8 protein-coding genes are annotated in these 16,564 nt (G+C 51.0%); 1 reads left to right on the top strand and 7 read right to left on the bottom strand.

Features of this window, described 5'->3' with window-relative positions; all coding sequences use genetic code 11:
- Positions 1 to 1,875 (top strand): GNAT family N-acetyltransferase, encoded by a 1,875-nt coding sequence (locus HNQ56_RS21875; protein ID WP_429150427.1) that lies wholly within the window; start codon positions 1 to 3, stop codon positions 1,873 to 1,875.
- A 285-nt stretch (positions 1,876 to 2,160) separates the two neighbouring features.
- Here HNQ56_RS21875 and HNQ56_RS21870 read toward each other — a convergent pair whose 3' ends face one another.
- The 7 genes from HNQ56_RS21870 to HNQ56_RS21840 form a co-directional block, all read right to left on the bottom strand.
- Positions 2,161 to 2,841, bottom strand: coding sequence for a hypothetical protein (locus HNQ56_RS21870; RefSeq protein ID WP_429150425.1), 681 nt, complete (start codon positions 2,839 to 2,841; stop codon positions 2,161 to 2,163).
- A gap of 85 nt (positions 2,842 to 2,926) precedes the next feature.
- Entirely contained in the window at positions 2,927 to 4,249 is a 1,323-nt protein-coding gene (locus HNQ56_RS21865) for a glycoside hydrolase family 140 protein (protein ID WP_429150423.1), read from the bottom strand.
- A 15-nt stretch (positions 4,250 to 4,264) separates the two neighbouring features.
- Complete coding sequence (locus tag HNQ56_RS21860; protein ID WP_429150421.1) at positions 4,265 to 6,382, bottom strand: beta-galactosidase; 2,118 nt, start codon at positions 6,380 to 6,382, stop codon at positions 4,265 to 4,267.
- A 59-nt stretch (positions 6,383 to 6,441) separates the two neighbouring features.
- A complete protein-coding gene (locus tag HNQ56_RS21855; RefSeq protein WP_429150419.1) occupies positions 6,442 to 9,030 on the bottom strand; it encodes a hypothetical protein in 2,589 nt (862 codons plus the stop codon).
- Between the two features lie 208 nt (positions 9,031 to 9,238).
- A complete protein-coding gene (locus HNQ56_RS21850; RefSeq protein WP_429150418.1) occupies positions 9,239 to 10,282 on the bottom strand; it encodes a glycoside hydrolase family protein in 1,044 nt (347 codons plus the stop codon).
- A 25-nt stretch (positions 10,283 to 10,307) separates the two neighbouring features.
- Positions 10,308 to 13,730, bottom strand: coding sequence for a glycoside hydrolase family 2 protein (locus HNQ56_RS21845; protein WP_429150416.1), 3,423 nt, complete (start codon positions 13,728 to 13,730; stop codon positions 10,308 to 10,310).
- A 25-nt stretch (positions 13,731 to 13,755) separates the two neighbouring features.
- Positions 13,756 to 16,509 carry a glycoside hydrolase family 2 TIM barrel-domain containing protein gene (locus tag HNQ56_RS21840; RefSeq protein WP_429150414.1) on the bottom strand — a complete coding sequence of 918 codons (2,754 nt, stop codon included), beginning with the start codon at positions 16,507 to 16,509 and terminating at the stop codon, positions 13,756 to 13,758.
- Positions 16,510 to 16,564 lie beyond the last annotated feature (55 nt).

Here is a 16,564-nt window from a genome sequence, read left to right as displayed (position 1 = left end):
ATGAGCAAGCCATTAAAAAAAATTGAAGTAGAAAAACTTCCTCAAGATTATTCACCTTCTACGCTCCCCGAAATATTAAAGCTGGTGAAAAAGATAAAAGGCGATTCCGCTTTTGTTTATGAACACTTGAACAAACCGTTCTTCATGGAAACCGATAGGCTTATTATCCGCCATTTCACGCCTGATGACGCTGAAGCGGTGCTGGCATTGTCGCTTGACAGAATGGGGTCATCCATGAAAAACTTTGATCATCAATGGCCCACTGATATGGAAGGCTGTATGGGGGCAGCTGCTTATTTTGCCAGTAAGGATATTTATTATGCTGTTTGTCTGAAACCGTCTATGAAGCTAATAGGGTTTATTGCATATAACAATGTAAATGAAGACGGCATTATGGATTTGGGTCATGTCTGGCACACTGCACATCAGGACAACGATCTGGACACCGAAGCCCTGTCACTAATGACGCAGTATGCTTTTGAGAAACTGGGAGCAAACGGCTTAACTTCCGGTAATCCGCTGGAATGCGAGGAACAGATCGCCCCGCTGAAAACCATCGGCATGAGTATTGTGGAAACGATAAACAATGTTTCGTTTGTGAAGGATGAAAACGGAAAGCCCATTGAGTTTACAGGCTGTAAAATGTTGATTACGAAAGAACAATGGGACACAAGCCATCCCGAAAGTTATTTTCCAAAGGATAAACCGGAGATTTTAAGCATGATGGGAGAGCATGCGGACAGAAGCTTTCCCGAGAGCTATATGCTGGAAAGAATCATGCAGAACGGCGAAGAATACCCTGGATCCAGATGTCCTGAAATGCAGCCATTCACCACTTCAATTCGTGCCTTTTTAGATTATACGGGACAAAATTATGGGTATATCGGCTATGATTTCGGACGGCTTGATGTGGGGTTTATGTTGGTTTGCAATTTGAGCGGAGAAGCATACGTTGATGACCTTCATATGTGCGACGGAAACGCAACTGCTGCCGATTATGAGAGTTATAAAAATATGTTCCGGTATTTAGGGTATGAGAACTACGAATTGGTTTATACAAAGGATAGTTCAGAAAAAGAAATGAAAGCCCGGATAATGAAATGTCTTGTCAATGAAAAGACACCGGTTATTGTCGATAACCTTGCTGAGTGTCCCATTGGCTGTGCAGTGGTCGGCTATGAAAAAAACGGTGATATCCTCATCGGTTGGAATTATCATGTCTTTGATTTCAGCCCCAATCCGCAGCCCCAGTTATTTAGAAAAGAGAACTGGTATGAAGAAGCCGCTTATGTTGCTTTTATCGGAAAGCGGACAAATACTCCTGAGCTGAAGGAATTATACCGTCAGGGAATCCTTTCGGCATACAATACTTTGACCGATGGATTGTCCATGAAAAACGCAAGATATTTTAATGACTGGAAGCGGTACTTTACCCAAACGGAAGAGGAATGTATCGAGGAAGCAAAGCGCACCCATTACATTATAGGATATGGAACGCCGCCCGAAAGTATTTTTGCCGATGATGAGACAATACGGCAGGAGCTGGTTCGCACCATTGATCCTGCATGGAGTGCATATTCCGAGCGGCGATATTATGCCAAGTTCTTTATGCGGCAGGCACAGAAGTACTTCCCAGGGCAAGCGCAGACGCTTGAAGAAATAGCTTGCTGCTTCGAGAGAATAAGCCATGTTCATATGGAAGCTTTTATTAGAAAAGCAGGTCACGATCCCGTAGATAGGGACAAACTGCGCGATCCTGTTATAAGGCTCGAAATGGCTGAAATGATAGATCAATGCAGGGCCGAGGAAGAAAAAGCTATCCTTTTATTAAATCAGATTATTAAAGCAATGAAAGCGGAGAAGCTATTCAAATGAAAACCATGATGAAAACCCTGCCAATGTGTAAAAAGGGAATTCCCGGGGATATATTGCCTTTGTTTGAAAACATTGTTCAGACTTGTAAAGGAGTGGAACAGCTGTTTTGAATGACGATAATAGTTGATTGCTAATAATACCATAAAGATTGAGGGTGTCGCAAATCACTAAATATAGAGTGATGGGGCGATACCCTCAATGTTTGCTCCGCAGGATGCATATGCCGCGCGTAAGGGGAATATTGCCTGAAGGCAATTGTGCGTCAGCGTAAGCGAGCTCTTTATTTTAAAGAAGCTGGATACGGAAGGCCGTAGTCTGAGGAGGAATACTCGCCGTCTGGAAGTTGGCATGCTCTATTCTTACCATCTGGCCCGGGCGGATTGCTTCCAGCCTGATGGGACGGCCATTCCGGTCAAGGATGGAGGTGGCATTGGTGACAACAAACCGTATCTGGTCAGTTGTATCGTAGGGATTACCGGTAAGCAGGAATCTGTTTCTGGCATTCACATCAACGACCCGATCGGTTGTCACACTGACAGAAGCGCTGTCTCCGCGCACGACGATCCGGTATGCCGCGGACTGCGGAGGAATACTTCTGGTCATAGCAGAGGAAAACTCCGCGTCAATCCACATTCCGGTTCTGATTTCACACAAGCATAATTCCTGGTCAAATTGATTGGTAATTACGGTGGCCTGGTCTACATTCAGCCGAAGCGTCTCAATTCTAGCCAAACCATTCTGGCCGTCTATTCTATAGGATATTAAAATATTGCCGGTTCTTCTGTTATTTGTAAATACCTCTTCCACCAAAGCATTTTCGATCCGTAAATTACGGCCGTGCTGTGTTATCGTTCCTCTGGAATCCGCAGCCTTATTCGCCATATGAACCTCTATCCTGCCATCAGCTGGGGCAAGATCAATCGCTCCCGTTCTGCCGGGCACTTCAATGCTCTTTTGCTTGCCCACCGCTGAAGATCATTTTAATTCCATTATATGCCGGTTCCCTGGAATGTTCCGCAAAAAAAGGCCGTTTCAAAATGAATCTATCCTGTTACCGTATTACCAGGACAACATCCTTACTGTCTTCCCTCTCCGGCGGCTGGAAGGTCACCTGTTCCTTCCCTGTTACATTGCAGATGTAGCTCTGCAGCCCTGTCACCGGATCCATCCAGTAAGCATCCAGCGTTACTCCTTCATAGTCCCTCAGGGAAAGACTGATTTCCCTTCCTGTATAGGTATAAGCCAACAGATACTTGGCTCCGGCAAATACGCTGATGTAATCGTACTGCTCTCCCTGACTGCTGAGAAGATATTCCTGAGCAGATCTTCCATTGATATAATCTACGGATTCCATTAACCTCACCAGATGAATCATCTGGCTCCCGCCGGGATGATGAAGGGAATCCGACCACAGATATTTTGCCCCGAAGGCTCCCTTCACTGAGGTATCCCGATAAAACTGCATAATGGAATTATGTCCGTAGGTATGCCCTGCGGCACCTGCAAACACGCTCCAATACGCATAGCGGCGTACATCCGCCGCCTTCCAGTAAGGCTGGGTATCATCATGCAGTCCCTGGACTACCCATTCATAGGAGGGCTCGCCATCCAGAACCGGCTTGGGAGGAGTCCTCCCGTAATCACGTTCCACATATCTCCAGCTGTCTTCTCCATAGCATCCTTCCGCCTGACTGTTATCATCCCATGCATCCAGCCGCGTCTGGTCATATCTTCGGTGTCCCGACTGGAACATATTGAAGTCCAGCCATTCCTCACCGTGAAACCAAAGGCCGGAGCTGGTTCTGCCAAAAGGATGATATCCTACCAGCCGGTCCGGCCTGTCCTGCTTCATCCTGCGTCCCATTTTTGAGAAAAGCTCCGGATTCACATCTCCCCGGACATCACCGCCTACAATCCAGACCAGATTGGGCAGATGATGATAACGGCTAAGAATGAAATCCATATATCCATCCATATTTTCTTCCGTCAGATCACCGCCATTTACCACACTGCTGCCCCATACAGGAAGAATTCCCATATAAAGCCCCAGCTCTTTTGCCATCTCAAGCACCTTATCCACATGGTTCCAGAAACCGCCGTCCTTATTGATCTTGGAGAAATCTCCGTCTATCAGAGCGGTTTCTCCTTCCAGATTGCGCTGCTTCGCAGTATGAATAAAATCAGCCAGAATAATATTGTATCCCAGCTCCTTGCGATTCCTGAGATAGCAGTAGCTTTCTTCCGGGGTCAGCTGATGAAACAACAGCCAGGCGGTATCCCCCATCCAAAAGAAAGCCTCCTCTCCGATGCTGAAATACCTGCCGTTATCTGTGACCCTTAATTCTCCCTGCTCCCAGGGCTTGCTATATCTCATCCTGTCTTCCTCCTTCTATTTACGAAGCACTGCTACGCTGTAGGCGCCCAGCTCAAGAGAGCCCTCCACTGCATTACCGGTTATGAGATCCGCTCCGTTCAAGCCCTCCAATGTTACCGCTTCTGTCCGGCAGTTCAGATAGAACTCATAACTTCCTTCCTCACCTGTTCTGCTATGGTATTCAATGCCCTGAGGAAGCTTCTTTATCTCAATTCCCGCATCCTCCAGCATTTTGGCAAATAGAACGCTCATTTGCCGGGGGCAGCTTCTGGCAGCAACATAGTATGCCCTGCCCTGTTTTACCGGCATGTCCGATCCTGCCGGCTCACTTCTCTCATAAGTTTTACAGGTTACAGCTGCCGTTCCTTTATAGAAATCCTCTTTATAGCAGGCCAGTACCCTGGCATCCTTGACCCTCAGGATCTCCGCATAGTCCTTCACTTCCCAGTTCCACTGTTCTTCCGCAGCAGAAGCTGTTCCTGCTTCGGCACTTACCTCCTTCACCCAATCCTCTGTAAAATGAATCTGATTCCGATCCGAGGGATAAAGGGTATCAATCTCCTCACTGACGATGCCAAAAAGCTCCGAAAGTCCATCTCCAGGAAAGCCTCCCAGATGGCACAGCAGATTCTGATCCACATATCCGGTGAAATAGGTAGCCAGCAGCTGCCCTCCCTGCTCCGTAAAGCTCTTCAGCCTTGCAGCAGTCCGGGGCTGCAGAACATACAGCATGGGTGCGACAATTACGCTATATTCTGAAAAATCTCCGTCAGAAGGGATAACATCCATTTCTACGCCCAGCTTCAGAAATTCCTTCCAGATTCCAATGCAGGTTTCTTCGTAACGCTTTGTCTCATCACTTAATGCTTTCACATCCTGAATCGCCCATCGGTTATCCCAGTCGAATAACAGAGCCGCTTTGGATTTTACAAGGGTTCCCGCTGCCGCAGATATCCGGCTCAGCAGCTCTCCCACCTCCGCCACCTCGAGGAAGACTCTGGTGTCATCCGTACCCAGATGATCCACCACTGCGCCATGGTACTGTTCAAAGGACCCCCGGCCCTTACGCCACTGGAAATACTGCACCGTATCGGAGCCGCAGGCAATTGCCTGAAGACAGGCCAGCCTGTGCACACCGGGACGTTTCAATTTGTTATAGGGATGCCAGTTCACAAGGCCCGGCGCACTTTCCATCAGCATGAAGGGCTTCTCCTTCTTCATGGAGCGCATCACCGCATGGTGAAAGGCATACTCCGCCATGGTATCATATAAGGATTCCCGGTCGTTATGGAACCTGGGATAGCTGTCCCAGGAGATGACATCCACTTCCTCCGCCATTTTGCGGTAGTCCAGTCCGTTGTACAGCATCATGAAGTTGGTGGTTACCGGGATGTCCGGTGTTACCTCCCTCAGAGCAGCAATCTCAAATTTCATAAAATCAGTCATATTCCAGGTGGTGAAACGCTTCCATTCCAGGTTCAGCCCCATAATACTGCCCTCCCCATTGGCAAAGGGCGGCTCGATCTGCTGAAAATTATTATACCGGTGGCTCCAGAAGGCCGTCCACCATGCCTGGTTCAGCTTTTCAATATCGTGGTCGAATTTCTCCGCCAGGTAGCTTTGGAAACGCTCCACACACAGAGGGCAGTAGCAATCTCCCCCCAGCTCATTGGAAATATGATACATCAGCAGACCGGGATGGGAGCCGAATTCTTCCGCCAGCCTGCGGTCAAGGATTGCCACCTTCTCCCTGTAACGCAGGGAACTCATGCAATGGTTGTGCCTGACACCGTGATGGTTGCGCACATCCTGTTTGCTGACCCGCATCGCCTCGGGATATGCCGCGTCCAGCCAGGCGGGACGTGCTCCGGAGGGGGTGCCCAGGATTGTGTAAATTCCGTTCTCATACAAGCGATCGATTATCTCTCTCAGCCATCCAAACTGAAATTCCCCTTCCACCGGCTCCAAAAAGGACCAGGAGAACATGCCCAATGTGACACTGTTCACTCCCGCCTTCTTCATCATCCGGATATCCTCCGCTAAGATATCCGGACGGTCCAGCCATTGCTCCGGATTATAATCACATCCGTGAACAAAACCACCTGTTTGGGGAAATAAAATTGATTTTTCCATGTTAATTACCATGTCCTTTCTCATTGTCTTCAAATGACCCGCAGGAAGCAGATCTCCTCTTATCGATACCACTCCAGCACGGGCTCTTTGGTAATTCCGGTTGCCGGGATCTGCAAATGGGTGGAGGCCCCGTCCTTTCTCTTCCATACCAGGGTCGTGGTCACCTCCAATATCAACCGGTTTTCACCGTCACAAAGTTCTTCCGTTATATCAACTCTGCCAGGGAATCCGGCGAGATAGCCCCGATCCGTACCATTTATCCAAACTCTCACACAGTCCGATGCCTCCGGAAGCATTAGCATATAACGCTGCCCCGCGGCTTTTTCCTGTACAAAGGCTCCTTCATACCGGTAGGTTCCGGTAAAGGCGGGCCAATAACCGGGCCCGTTAAGATTAGGAAGCTCTTCTCCTGCTTTCAGCAGAAGCTCTTCTGCAAATTCCTCTCCCAACTCCCCGCGCCTGGACACTCTCCAGTCCAGACACAGAGTCTTCTCGCCGGACCGCCCGGGAAAGCTTCCCTCCGCCGTTTTTTTCTCCAGGCATAGAAAAACAGCTTCTCCCGGCTCGAGGCAGAGCGGAATTCTGTGTTCCTCTATCCCATACTCATCTGCCCTGTGATTCCATGGATCATATACGGTCACACACCCATATTCTTTATTCCGGACCAGAAGCTGTGCCTGCACCTTCCGGGATACGCTCTCGTTGAAATACATGGCGGTCAGGCCATCCGGCCGGCGAATCACCATGCTGCGAAGCTCCGGTATCCCGCCGGTTACCGTAAGCTCCCTGCTTCCCAATCCTGTCTCCAGCTTCGCCACTTCCTCCGCGATACTTTCCAGGCCTACCACCCTCACCTTCCGGTCCCAGCCTGCAGGAAGCGCCTCTCCCCTGGTATCTCCTTCCGGCAGGGCATCAATCACAAACACCCTCAGCCCCTGAGGCGCTGCGGCGGCGACAAACCGAACCACTTCCGCATCCAGGTACTGGGCATAGGGCAGTATCAAGCAGGGATAGTTCTCTCTCCGGATCACCAGCTGCCCTTTCTCCACCGCCGCCGATCTCAGCGCATCCGCCGGAATAACATCATAATCCAGCTGATGCTCCATCAGCCGGCGGCCCGGCTTCTGAAAATACATCGTCCTGCCTCCGCTCCATTCAGCCTCCGCATGGTACAAAATAGCCGCATCCGCCAGATGGATGCCTCCGCTTAACAGATGGGCGCCGCGGTTCATATATTTCATCAGCTGGGTAAAGCAGCCGAAGCCCGGATTATTGCCCCTGGCATAAAAATGAGGCGGGCAGTCCCGATCCGGATAGCTCATGGAAAACGCATGGGGTGTAAACTCATTGATACCCCTGACCAGCATATGGTTCGTCAGCCATTTCATAAAGGAATTCCCCTCGGCCCATCCATAGTTGCCGAAGATCTCACAGAGTGCCCGATCCTTTTTATTTTCCTGGATATGCGCCGCGGAGCTTCCCAGCTTGGCCAGCCCGTAATGGAAGAACTCGCCGTCCCGGTCCCCGGCAATCCATTGATGCACCGGCTCGGTGAATCCGGGCACAATCTGATGATGCACCACATCAATCCCGGCCATATGCTGCCCTTCCATCTCCCGGAAATAATGTCCGATGCTGCAGGCCATCCTGGCATGGGCATTGTCATCCTCAATAATATGTCCGATGTACTCTACCCCGCGCTCTTCACACCAGCTTCCCAGCTGGCCGGAAAAACAGATTTTCACCAGCCTCGTCATCTCATCCATATATTCGGAGCGGACCGATACCGTCTTTTCTCCTGCTTCATACCAAAGCGCCGGGAGTAAGCTCAGAAAATCCTCTCCCCATCTGCCCCGCAGCGCTTCTTCCAGCTGCCTGCTCCAGGGAAGCCGCTTATCCTTCTGTCCCAGAACATCATCAAAAGGGTAGCCCTGTACATTGCCCAGCTCCGGCTCATCAGAGAAAAATCCTGCAATGGTACTCCCGAAATACTCTTCATAACGCTCATAATGCTTCTCATATACTTCATCAATCAGTACTCTGACGGAATCAGAATCAATTAAGTTCATGTAGTCTTCCCGTCCGCCGCCCTTCTGGGTGGTGAACAGAACAAACAGCCGGTAGGCTCCCTCCGGCAGATCAAAATAGACGAAACCGTTCTCATATTGGTGGGTCAGATCAATTCCGCCTTCCCGGCTGACAGCCAGGGTCTCCCCGTCCGGCTTGGGGAGAGCCAGTATTCCCAGCAGCTTTCCGTCCAGCTGCATAAAATTCTCTACCAGCACCGCACCGCTGCGGCAAGGCCCCATAATATCCATATGGCGCTCCGCCAGATAGACTTTCTTTTTTTCAGGATGCTTAATAAAGCCCCCGTTGGCATGTCCGGTAGGAAACTTATCATCATCCAGAATCCATACCTTCATTCCTCTTTTTCTGGCCTCCGGCATAATGAAGTCCAGATTCTCCCACCAGCCCTTGCCGCAGAAATCCGGATGGGGCCTGGACTCCAGGCAGATCTCCCGGATACCGCATTCTTCAATTTTATCCAGCTCTTCCCGAATGATGGCATTGTCTTCCCCTTTCATCCAAAGGAAGGGCAGAATGTGGCTGGTAACATTCCCTTGTAATAATGTTTGTAATCGTTCCATGGCTTACCTCATCTTTCCATCGTATCCCATATTGTTTCCGCGGCATGTTCTGTCGAATAAAACCATTGTTATCCTTCCGCAATGTTTTTTCATTGAGATTGTGCACTGCTTTTTCATTGAGATTGCGCACTGCTTTCTTCATTAAGGAATACGCTCCCCTCCCTCTATGCGGGAAAGGAACGTATTCCTTTTGTCCTCAGCCGGACCGTTATTTTATCTCCCACACCGGCTTACTGGCCGCGACACAGATGGTCCGGTATTCCCCGTAAGCCTGCGTCGGATCGCCCTCTTTTCCGGGGCGTGTGGCACAGTAGAAATGATACAGCACATCCTTATAATACACGATGGATGCTTTATGAATGTGGCCGCTGTCAATGCTGCCGGGCTCTCCGTAAGCAAGGATTGGCTCTCTTACCTTCTCCCAGCGGATCAGGTCGGAGGAGAGGGCAAGCCCTTCCTGGGCGTGGGTATGCCCGTCCTCATAGACCTTTCCGTATCCAAAATAATAGTTCACCCAGATGTTGCCGTCTCTTACAATATAGGGATCTGATACAAATCTTTCATCCCAGGATTCCCGGTTCACCCGCAACAGGGGATTGGCCTCACAGCGGGTCCAGTTCTTCAGATCGGCCGAATATGCCATGCCTGTCTGCTCTATCCAGCGCTCTGCTTTGTCCTTGGCATTGTAGAACATATACCAGGTTCCTTCCTTTTCAATAATGCAGGCCTTATAAAGCCCTCCGGCTTCCCAGTCCGCACCCTCTCTCCAGGAGAAAACCGGCCGCTCCGGGAAATTCCAATCCAGCAGCTCTTCGTCCTCCGTCCAGGCAAGGCCGATTTCTGCCGGGCCATTCTCATATCCGGTGTTGGGATAGGAATGATATACCATCCAGTACTTCCCGTCCACCTTTCTTAGGCGGGGAAGCTCCCACAAATCATCACTTTCCTTGATCATCCAGGTTGCGGCTCCGCCGATTCGGTCCCATCGGTCACTGTCCGGGTTCTTCTTCAGAATTACCCCCTTATGGGTCCAGTGAAGCAGATCCTCACTGACTGCCAGAGCAGACTGGTAGCCCTTTCCGTCAAATCCGGTGTACAGCATATAAAACTGCCCGTTATGCCAGAATACAAAGGGAATATCCACCGCCATCCGGTCAAAGGCTCCTTCCTCTCCCGATCCATGGAGAACCGGTTCGGGACAGCGGTACGGTGTCAGGTACTTCTGAATTCGTTTATCTGATAATTCAATCATTGCTTTTCTCCCTCCTTCGAAGCCCTTAGACGCTTGCGGACCGGCGAATTGCCGCATCAATTCGGTCTCTTACAGATCCCTCCCGCAGGTTTACTAATTTCATAGTTACCGTTCCTGCGGTTCCGTCCTTTATTAAAATAGGCGGCTTCACATAGTTGCCCCAGGACAGGTGCGGGAAGGAATATTCCTGGTTCATAATCAGCTTCACCGGCTCCGTCCGTTCTCCGTTCAGAACCCGCAGGTAATCGATGACGATATAATAATCCGAAGCATCCTCGGCCTTCTCACCGCATACCTCGATGCGGATGGTATGCACTCCGTAAGGAAGGTCTGTAACGGAGAAAATGGGAATGTGGTATTTCTTATCATACCCTACGGAGGAACAGGAGAAGTCCACTCCCGGAACACGCTGACTGAGCTTTTCTGCTGCCAGCTTTCCGTCAATATACACATTTGCCATGCCATAGGTGGTATCCTGGGGACCATACCAGACAATTCCGGTTCCCTCAAAGGTACACTCGGCATAAGAGCCCTTATCCCGGCTCCACATCTCCGTGCCGTGGTCGCTTTCCTTCTTATCCTCCACCGGATACCAGGTACCGGTATAGCGGATCCGTTCATCCCGATCCGTAATCTTTAACTCTTCCGGCTCCACGGTCTCCACACGGATATGGGTGCCGGTACCGGTCACGCCGATTGCCGCCCTGTCCTGTCCGCTGTAGAGATAAGCTTCCTCTGCATTTTCCTTAGTGCTCCTGAAATCATTGGTTCCCTTATATTCTACATCATAGTATCCGTTAAGGATATCATTTTTCATATCCATGCCCCAGGAAACATTGGGCTGCTCTCCCCAGATGCTTTCCTGGGAATAGCGGTCAGCCGTTCCTGTATTTCTGGAGATATGATCCTCCGGGTACCAGGTATAGCTTCCCTCCTGATCCGCATTCACACTTCTTCTCCAGGAAAGGGTATCCATGGAAGGATCGGCAAGATAGGCTACTCCCAACTCATCCAGTCCGCCGCAATCCACACCCACACGGAGCTTCAGCTGCTTCGGGAGCCCCTTCTCCAGCCGGTCGATGTGATACTGGGTGGTGAATTCGCCGCTTGGCATAACGGTTATCTTCCAGGTCATCTCTATAGAGCCGCGGTAACCGCCGCGAATGATCACCTCGGCTCCCTGGGAAGTTTCTTTGCAGTCCATGGAGATCAGATACCATTCTCCCAGCTTCAGGTAGGGTACATTCAGAATTGGCCCGCCCATGAGAAGACGCTTCTCCCCGATCCACAGGCCCTTCAAAAGACCCTCCGCATTGCTGAAGGACATGGTAAAGTCTTTCCCTGTCAATACGGTCTCCTGCTCCAGACGCTGTACGGTGATTCTTTCGGTGCAGCCATCCTTCTGTCCGTGCTCCTTCTCTTCCACTAACAGTTTCTCTTCCTTGTTTCCTTCTGTAACTATCATTTCATCTACCGAATCCTTGCAGGCATCCAAAAAGGTAAGCTTTACCGGTCTGCCCTCGGAGAGAATTCCCGGCTTCAGGCTGATGACCGCCTTGACCGTCCGGCCCGGCCCGGCTGCGGGAAGACTGCAGCTTCCTTCATGCTCCCCGCTCTTCCACACCACCTGTACCTCGGATAAATCGGTGTGGGAGAAGCGGTTTTCAACAATAAGAAGCAGTTTGTCTTCCTCCGGCTTCCCCTGATAATGCAGCACCTTGATGGGGGAATAGGCCTTCCTGGTCATGTAGAATTCCGGCTTTTTTCTGCGCCAGACATCAATAATTCCCCATTCCAGCTGGGTATTGCCGCCGTCGTAGATATCCGTTTCATCAATTCCGGCCCAGATGGCTCCGCCGAGAGCGCCTTCCGTATTCCAGATGTTATCCCAGAAGATTCGGATTCCCTCTCCCCAGAAGCTGCGCACGGAAGGATCTCTCCTAAGCTCTTCCCGGTTGTAGCAGGCTACGTGGACATATTCGTCGTGAAGCACCGGCATATCCTTTCCCGGCGCATAGCCCACGCTTACATTATCCCTCTTTTTCGCCAGATCCGTGTCATATTCGGAATAATGGATGCTCCAGATATCCGGCATCTCATGCTCCTCCCGCATGGTCATGGGATAGCTGAACTTCGTCATTCTGGTGGGGTCAAGCCGGTGTACATATTGGTTCAGCAGATCAAAATTGTGGCCGCCGAAGGACTCGTTGCAGAGTGACCAGATGATCACGCTGGGGTGGTTATAATCCCTTGCCATGCATTCCGTAAAATGGCTGAGATACCGTTCGGTCTCCTCCGGATCTCTCTGGGTATAGGGCAGTGTTCTTGCGATAAATGCCAATGCCAGCTCGTCCTCCACATAGATTCCCTTTTCGTCGCACTGATCCAGAAAATATTCGCTGGGCGGATAATGGGAGGTTCTGATATAGTTACAATTGGCTTCCTTGAACAGGTCAACATCCTGCTCAATTAGCTCTCTGGTAAGGGCTCTGCCGCATCTGGGTGAGATTTCGTGACGGCATACCCCCCTTAGCTTCACTTCATGCTTATTCACAAAGAGACGGTTTCCCTTTCTCTCCAGCCTACGAAGCCCTGTTCTCCGCTTCACTGTCTCCAGCCTCTCTCCGTTCCTGTACAGGTCTATCTCCAGCGTATACAGTACGGGATGCTCTGCATCCCACAGCTTCGGTTCGGGCACAGGCAGATTCATGCTATAATAACCGTCCTCCCGGACATCCAGGCTCACTCTCTTTCCGGTTACCGCCTCACCCTCCGGTCCATAGAGCTGCAGAACCGCTTCATACCGATCTTCTTGTTTTTCATCTGCTTCTGTTTCTGCCGTCTTACCGCTGATATCCAGATCCGCCCGCAATGTGCAGGTATCCATATCTTCATCGAACAGCGGGGTCAGATAGACCGCGTTCACATAGGCCTCCGGCAGCACGTAGAGATACACGCTGCGCAGAATTCCTCCGTGGCTGTAGGCGCTTACCTTGTCTGATTCCTCATCCATTACCACCTTCAGAGTCACTTTCTTCTTTCCCTTTGTCTGCTTCGTAATCTCAACGTTCCAGGTGAGAAAACCATTCTGGTGGGATGCCACAGCTTCGCCGTCCACATAGACCCGGGCAAAGCCGTTGACTCCTTCAAATTTCAGTATGATCCGGTTCCCCTCCGCCTCACCAGGCAGTATGATTTCCCTGCGGTATTCATAATGCCTGGAAAATCCCTTCTTCCGGAGAACTACCATGTCAAAGGGCACCTTTATCTTGCGAATGCCGCCGTCCTTATAGTCCTGTACCTCCCATTCTCCGTCCAGACATGTCACCGGTTCTGTAATCCCCCGGCACCAACAGGGTTCCGGCACCAGACGGGGAAGAACAGCCTCCCCTAATTCAAATCTATCCTTGGCTATCATCATTACCTCCATGATGCCGCTATGCGGCATGATCAATCCTCTATGTTGACGCAACTTATGCAAAAGGTTTTATTAACCTGATTCCAAAATGTTCTCTCACACCCGGTATCAATTCCGCCTTGGGTCTCTTATAGCAGCCCCGTACCAGGCGGGTGTAATTATAGTCCTGGTTCACATTCATCCGGACCCCCTCCGGATACCTGCTGCCTTCAATCACTGCGTAATCAATGGCCGTATAAGTGCTCTGGGCTCCGGCAGGGGCCTTTCCCAGCACCTTAACCACCAGCTCATGCTCCTTTTCCGGCAGATCCCGAACCTCAAACAAAAGCTGTCCGTACCGTTTTTCATATCCCCGGCTCAGTCCCGGAAAATCCACCTTGCCCAGGTATTGACTTAAATTTTGTGCTGCCGCCTCCCCATCCAGATAGATATCACACATTCCGTAATTAATATCATAGGGCCCGTACAGCCGGACTCCGGTTCCCGTGAAGGTAAGGCTCATGCTGTCTCCGGCTTCCTTGCTGAGGGTCTCCGTTCCTGCATAATTACCGCAGTAATCATCCATCCGGTGCCAGCTTCCGGTAAAATGCATCCTGATATCCCTGTCATCCACCACTGCTTCCGGTGTCAGCTGCGGCACTCTCTCCAGTCTCACACTGTCTGACCCGTCGGAAAGAACCTCCACACCATAGCCATTTGTATCCGTCACAGCCGCTCTGCGGATATGATGCCTCGAGGACCACAAATCCTTGTCCTGTGCAGCCTCAGCCTCTTCCTTCGGACATCCGCAGCAGGAGGCTCTGTGCCAGGCTTCCGCTTCTCCCTGCAGATCCGCAAATGTCCAGGAATAGCTTTTTATCCCTTCCTCCAGCAGATAGGCTGCGCCTTTTTCATTCAGACCGCCGGGTGCAATTCCTATATTCGCCTTGACCGTGTGGGGCATATGGCGGTACAGCTTCAGCACCTCGTAGGAAGTGTCCAGGCCTCCGTCCGGAGCAATTAACAGCCGGAACCGGATATCCAGCACCTTCTCGTAGCTGCCCGTAATGGTTACCTGTACCCTGTCTCCCGACTCCTTTACCGTCAGATCCGTCCCGATCCAATTGCCCAGCAGCAGGCCGGTGGAGTTCAGGAAGGGACCTCCGGCAAGAATCTTCCTTCCTCCGGCAGATGCCTCCTCCAGCAGACAGGTCTTCTTCGAGAAGCGGTACTCATAGGTATGATTACTGATGATCAGCCGGTCTGCATCCTCCCCCTCTGTGCCATGACAGAGCACCAGCGGATCCAATGATTTCTTCTCCGTTAAAGGTCCCGGTTCTGCTGCCTGCCTTACCGGAACTGTACAAGTATAATCCCTTCCCCCGGTCTTTGATGCGAAGGTGATGCCCAGCTCTTTCCCATCCTCCATTGCCTTGCCGAAGACTGTCCCCTTTTTCTTCTGTGACAGAAGCGCATCTCTGCGGATACGGTACCGGGTCACGCTGCCCGGCTCCCCGCGCAGACTGATGCCTTCCCATTCCCTGCCGTCAATCATCAGCCGGTATTCCGACAAATCCGTAAAGAGAAAGCGATTCTCTGTTTCCAGGAGCAGTTCCTCTTCCTCCAGCCCGCTGATGCGGATAAGAATTGGCGCATATGCGCTTTTTAACTGTTCATATTCCGGCTTGGGGTTATGCTGCCTGTCCAGAATTCCCCATTCATATTGGTCCATCCCTTCAAAGCTTCCATCCTCATCCACACCGGCCAGAACGGCACCTCCCAGGCAGCCCTCCGTCCGGTAGGATTTCTCGGCAAACCGGTGGATGCTCTCTCCCCAGAACCGGCGGATTGCCGGATCCTGCTGGATCTCATCCCGGTTGTGGCAGGCAACCGGCGACCATACCTCATGGAGCACCGGCACCTCATACTCCGCCTGTCCCGTCATATAGCCGACTTCATTATCCGCACCCGGTGTATGGAAGATCACCATCTGGTCAAAGCACACATCAAAGGGCTGTTTCCAGTCAATATAATGTACCGGCCAGATGTCCATCTGTTCCTCTTCCTCAGGAATGGACATAGGAAGATGGAAGGTCAGGGGTCTGATCCTGTCGATACTGCGAATATAGTCCGCCGCCTCCCGGAAATTAGCTCCCCAGGCGCAGTCATGTCCAAGGGACCAGATCAGAATACTCACATGGCATCCGTTTCCCATCATCTCCCGTACCGGTGTCAGGCACCCGTCTCTGCAGTGGGGAAGATCCTGGATGGCTGCCTTTGTCTGCCCGATTTCATAAAAAGGCGCCGTATTCTCAACCAGGAAGCCCATTTCATCACATAAGTTTAAGAGTTCATTGCTGAAGGGACCGTAAATACTGCGCAGGAAATTCACATTTGCCCGGGCAAACTGTTCCAGATCCTTCTTTGTTCCTTCCATATCTCCGATTCTTTCACGGTAGCAGATCCCTTTCAGTTTCAAGGGCTTATGATTCCAGAGGAGCTTCTTCCCTTTTTTCTCTATGGTGCGGAAGCCGATATCTGTCTCATGGCTTGCAACCAGGGCCTCTCCGCTGTTCATTGTCACAATGGCATGATAGAGATCCGGATGCTCCGGATCCCACAGCTTCACGCCCGGACATTGAAATACCGCTTCCTGCACACCTTCGGTTAAGGCCGCCTTCTGCTCCAACCGGTATCCGTCCGGTCCTGTCAGTATCAGACAGATATCTCCTCCGGTTCCGGCCCAGTGCAGCGGTCTCACCGTAAGCTCCATATGATTCTCCGTCCTTTCTCCTGTCTCCAGCCAGAGAAAGACTTTTTCTTCCTGCATAATCCTGCCTCCTTATTCTATATCCCTGTTCTATGTTCCTGTTCTATGTTCCTGT

Origin of the sequence: Anaerotaenia torta (genome assembly GCF_050433395.1) — a bacterium.
Lineage (GTDB): Bacteria > Bacillota > Clostridia > Lachnospirales > Lachnospiraceae > Mobilitalea > Mobilitalea torta.
This window is presented reverse-complemented; position numbering and strand designations above follow the sequence as displayed.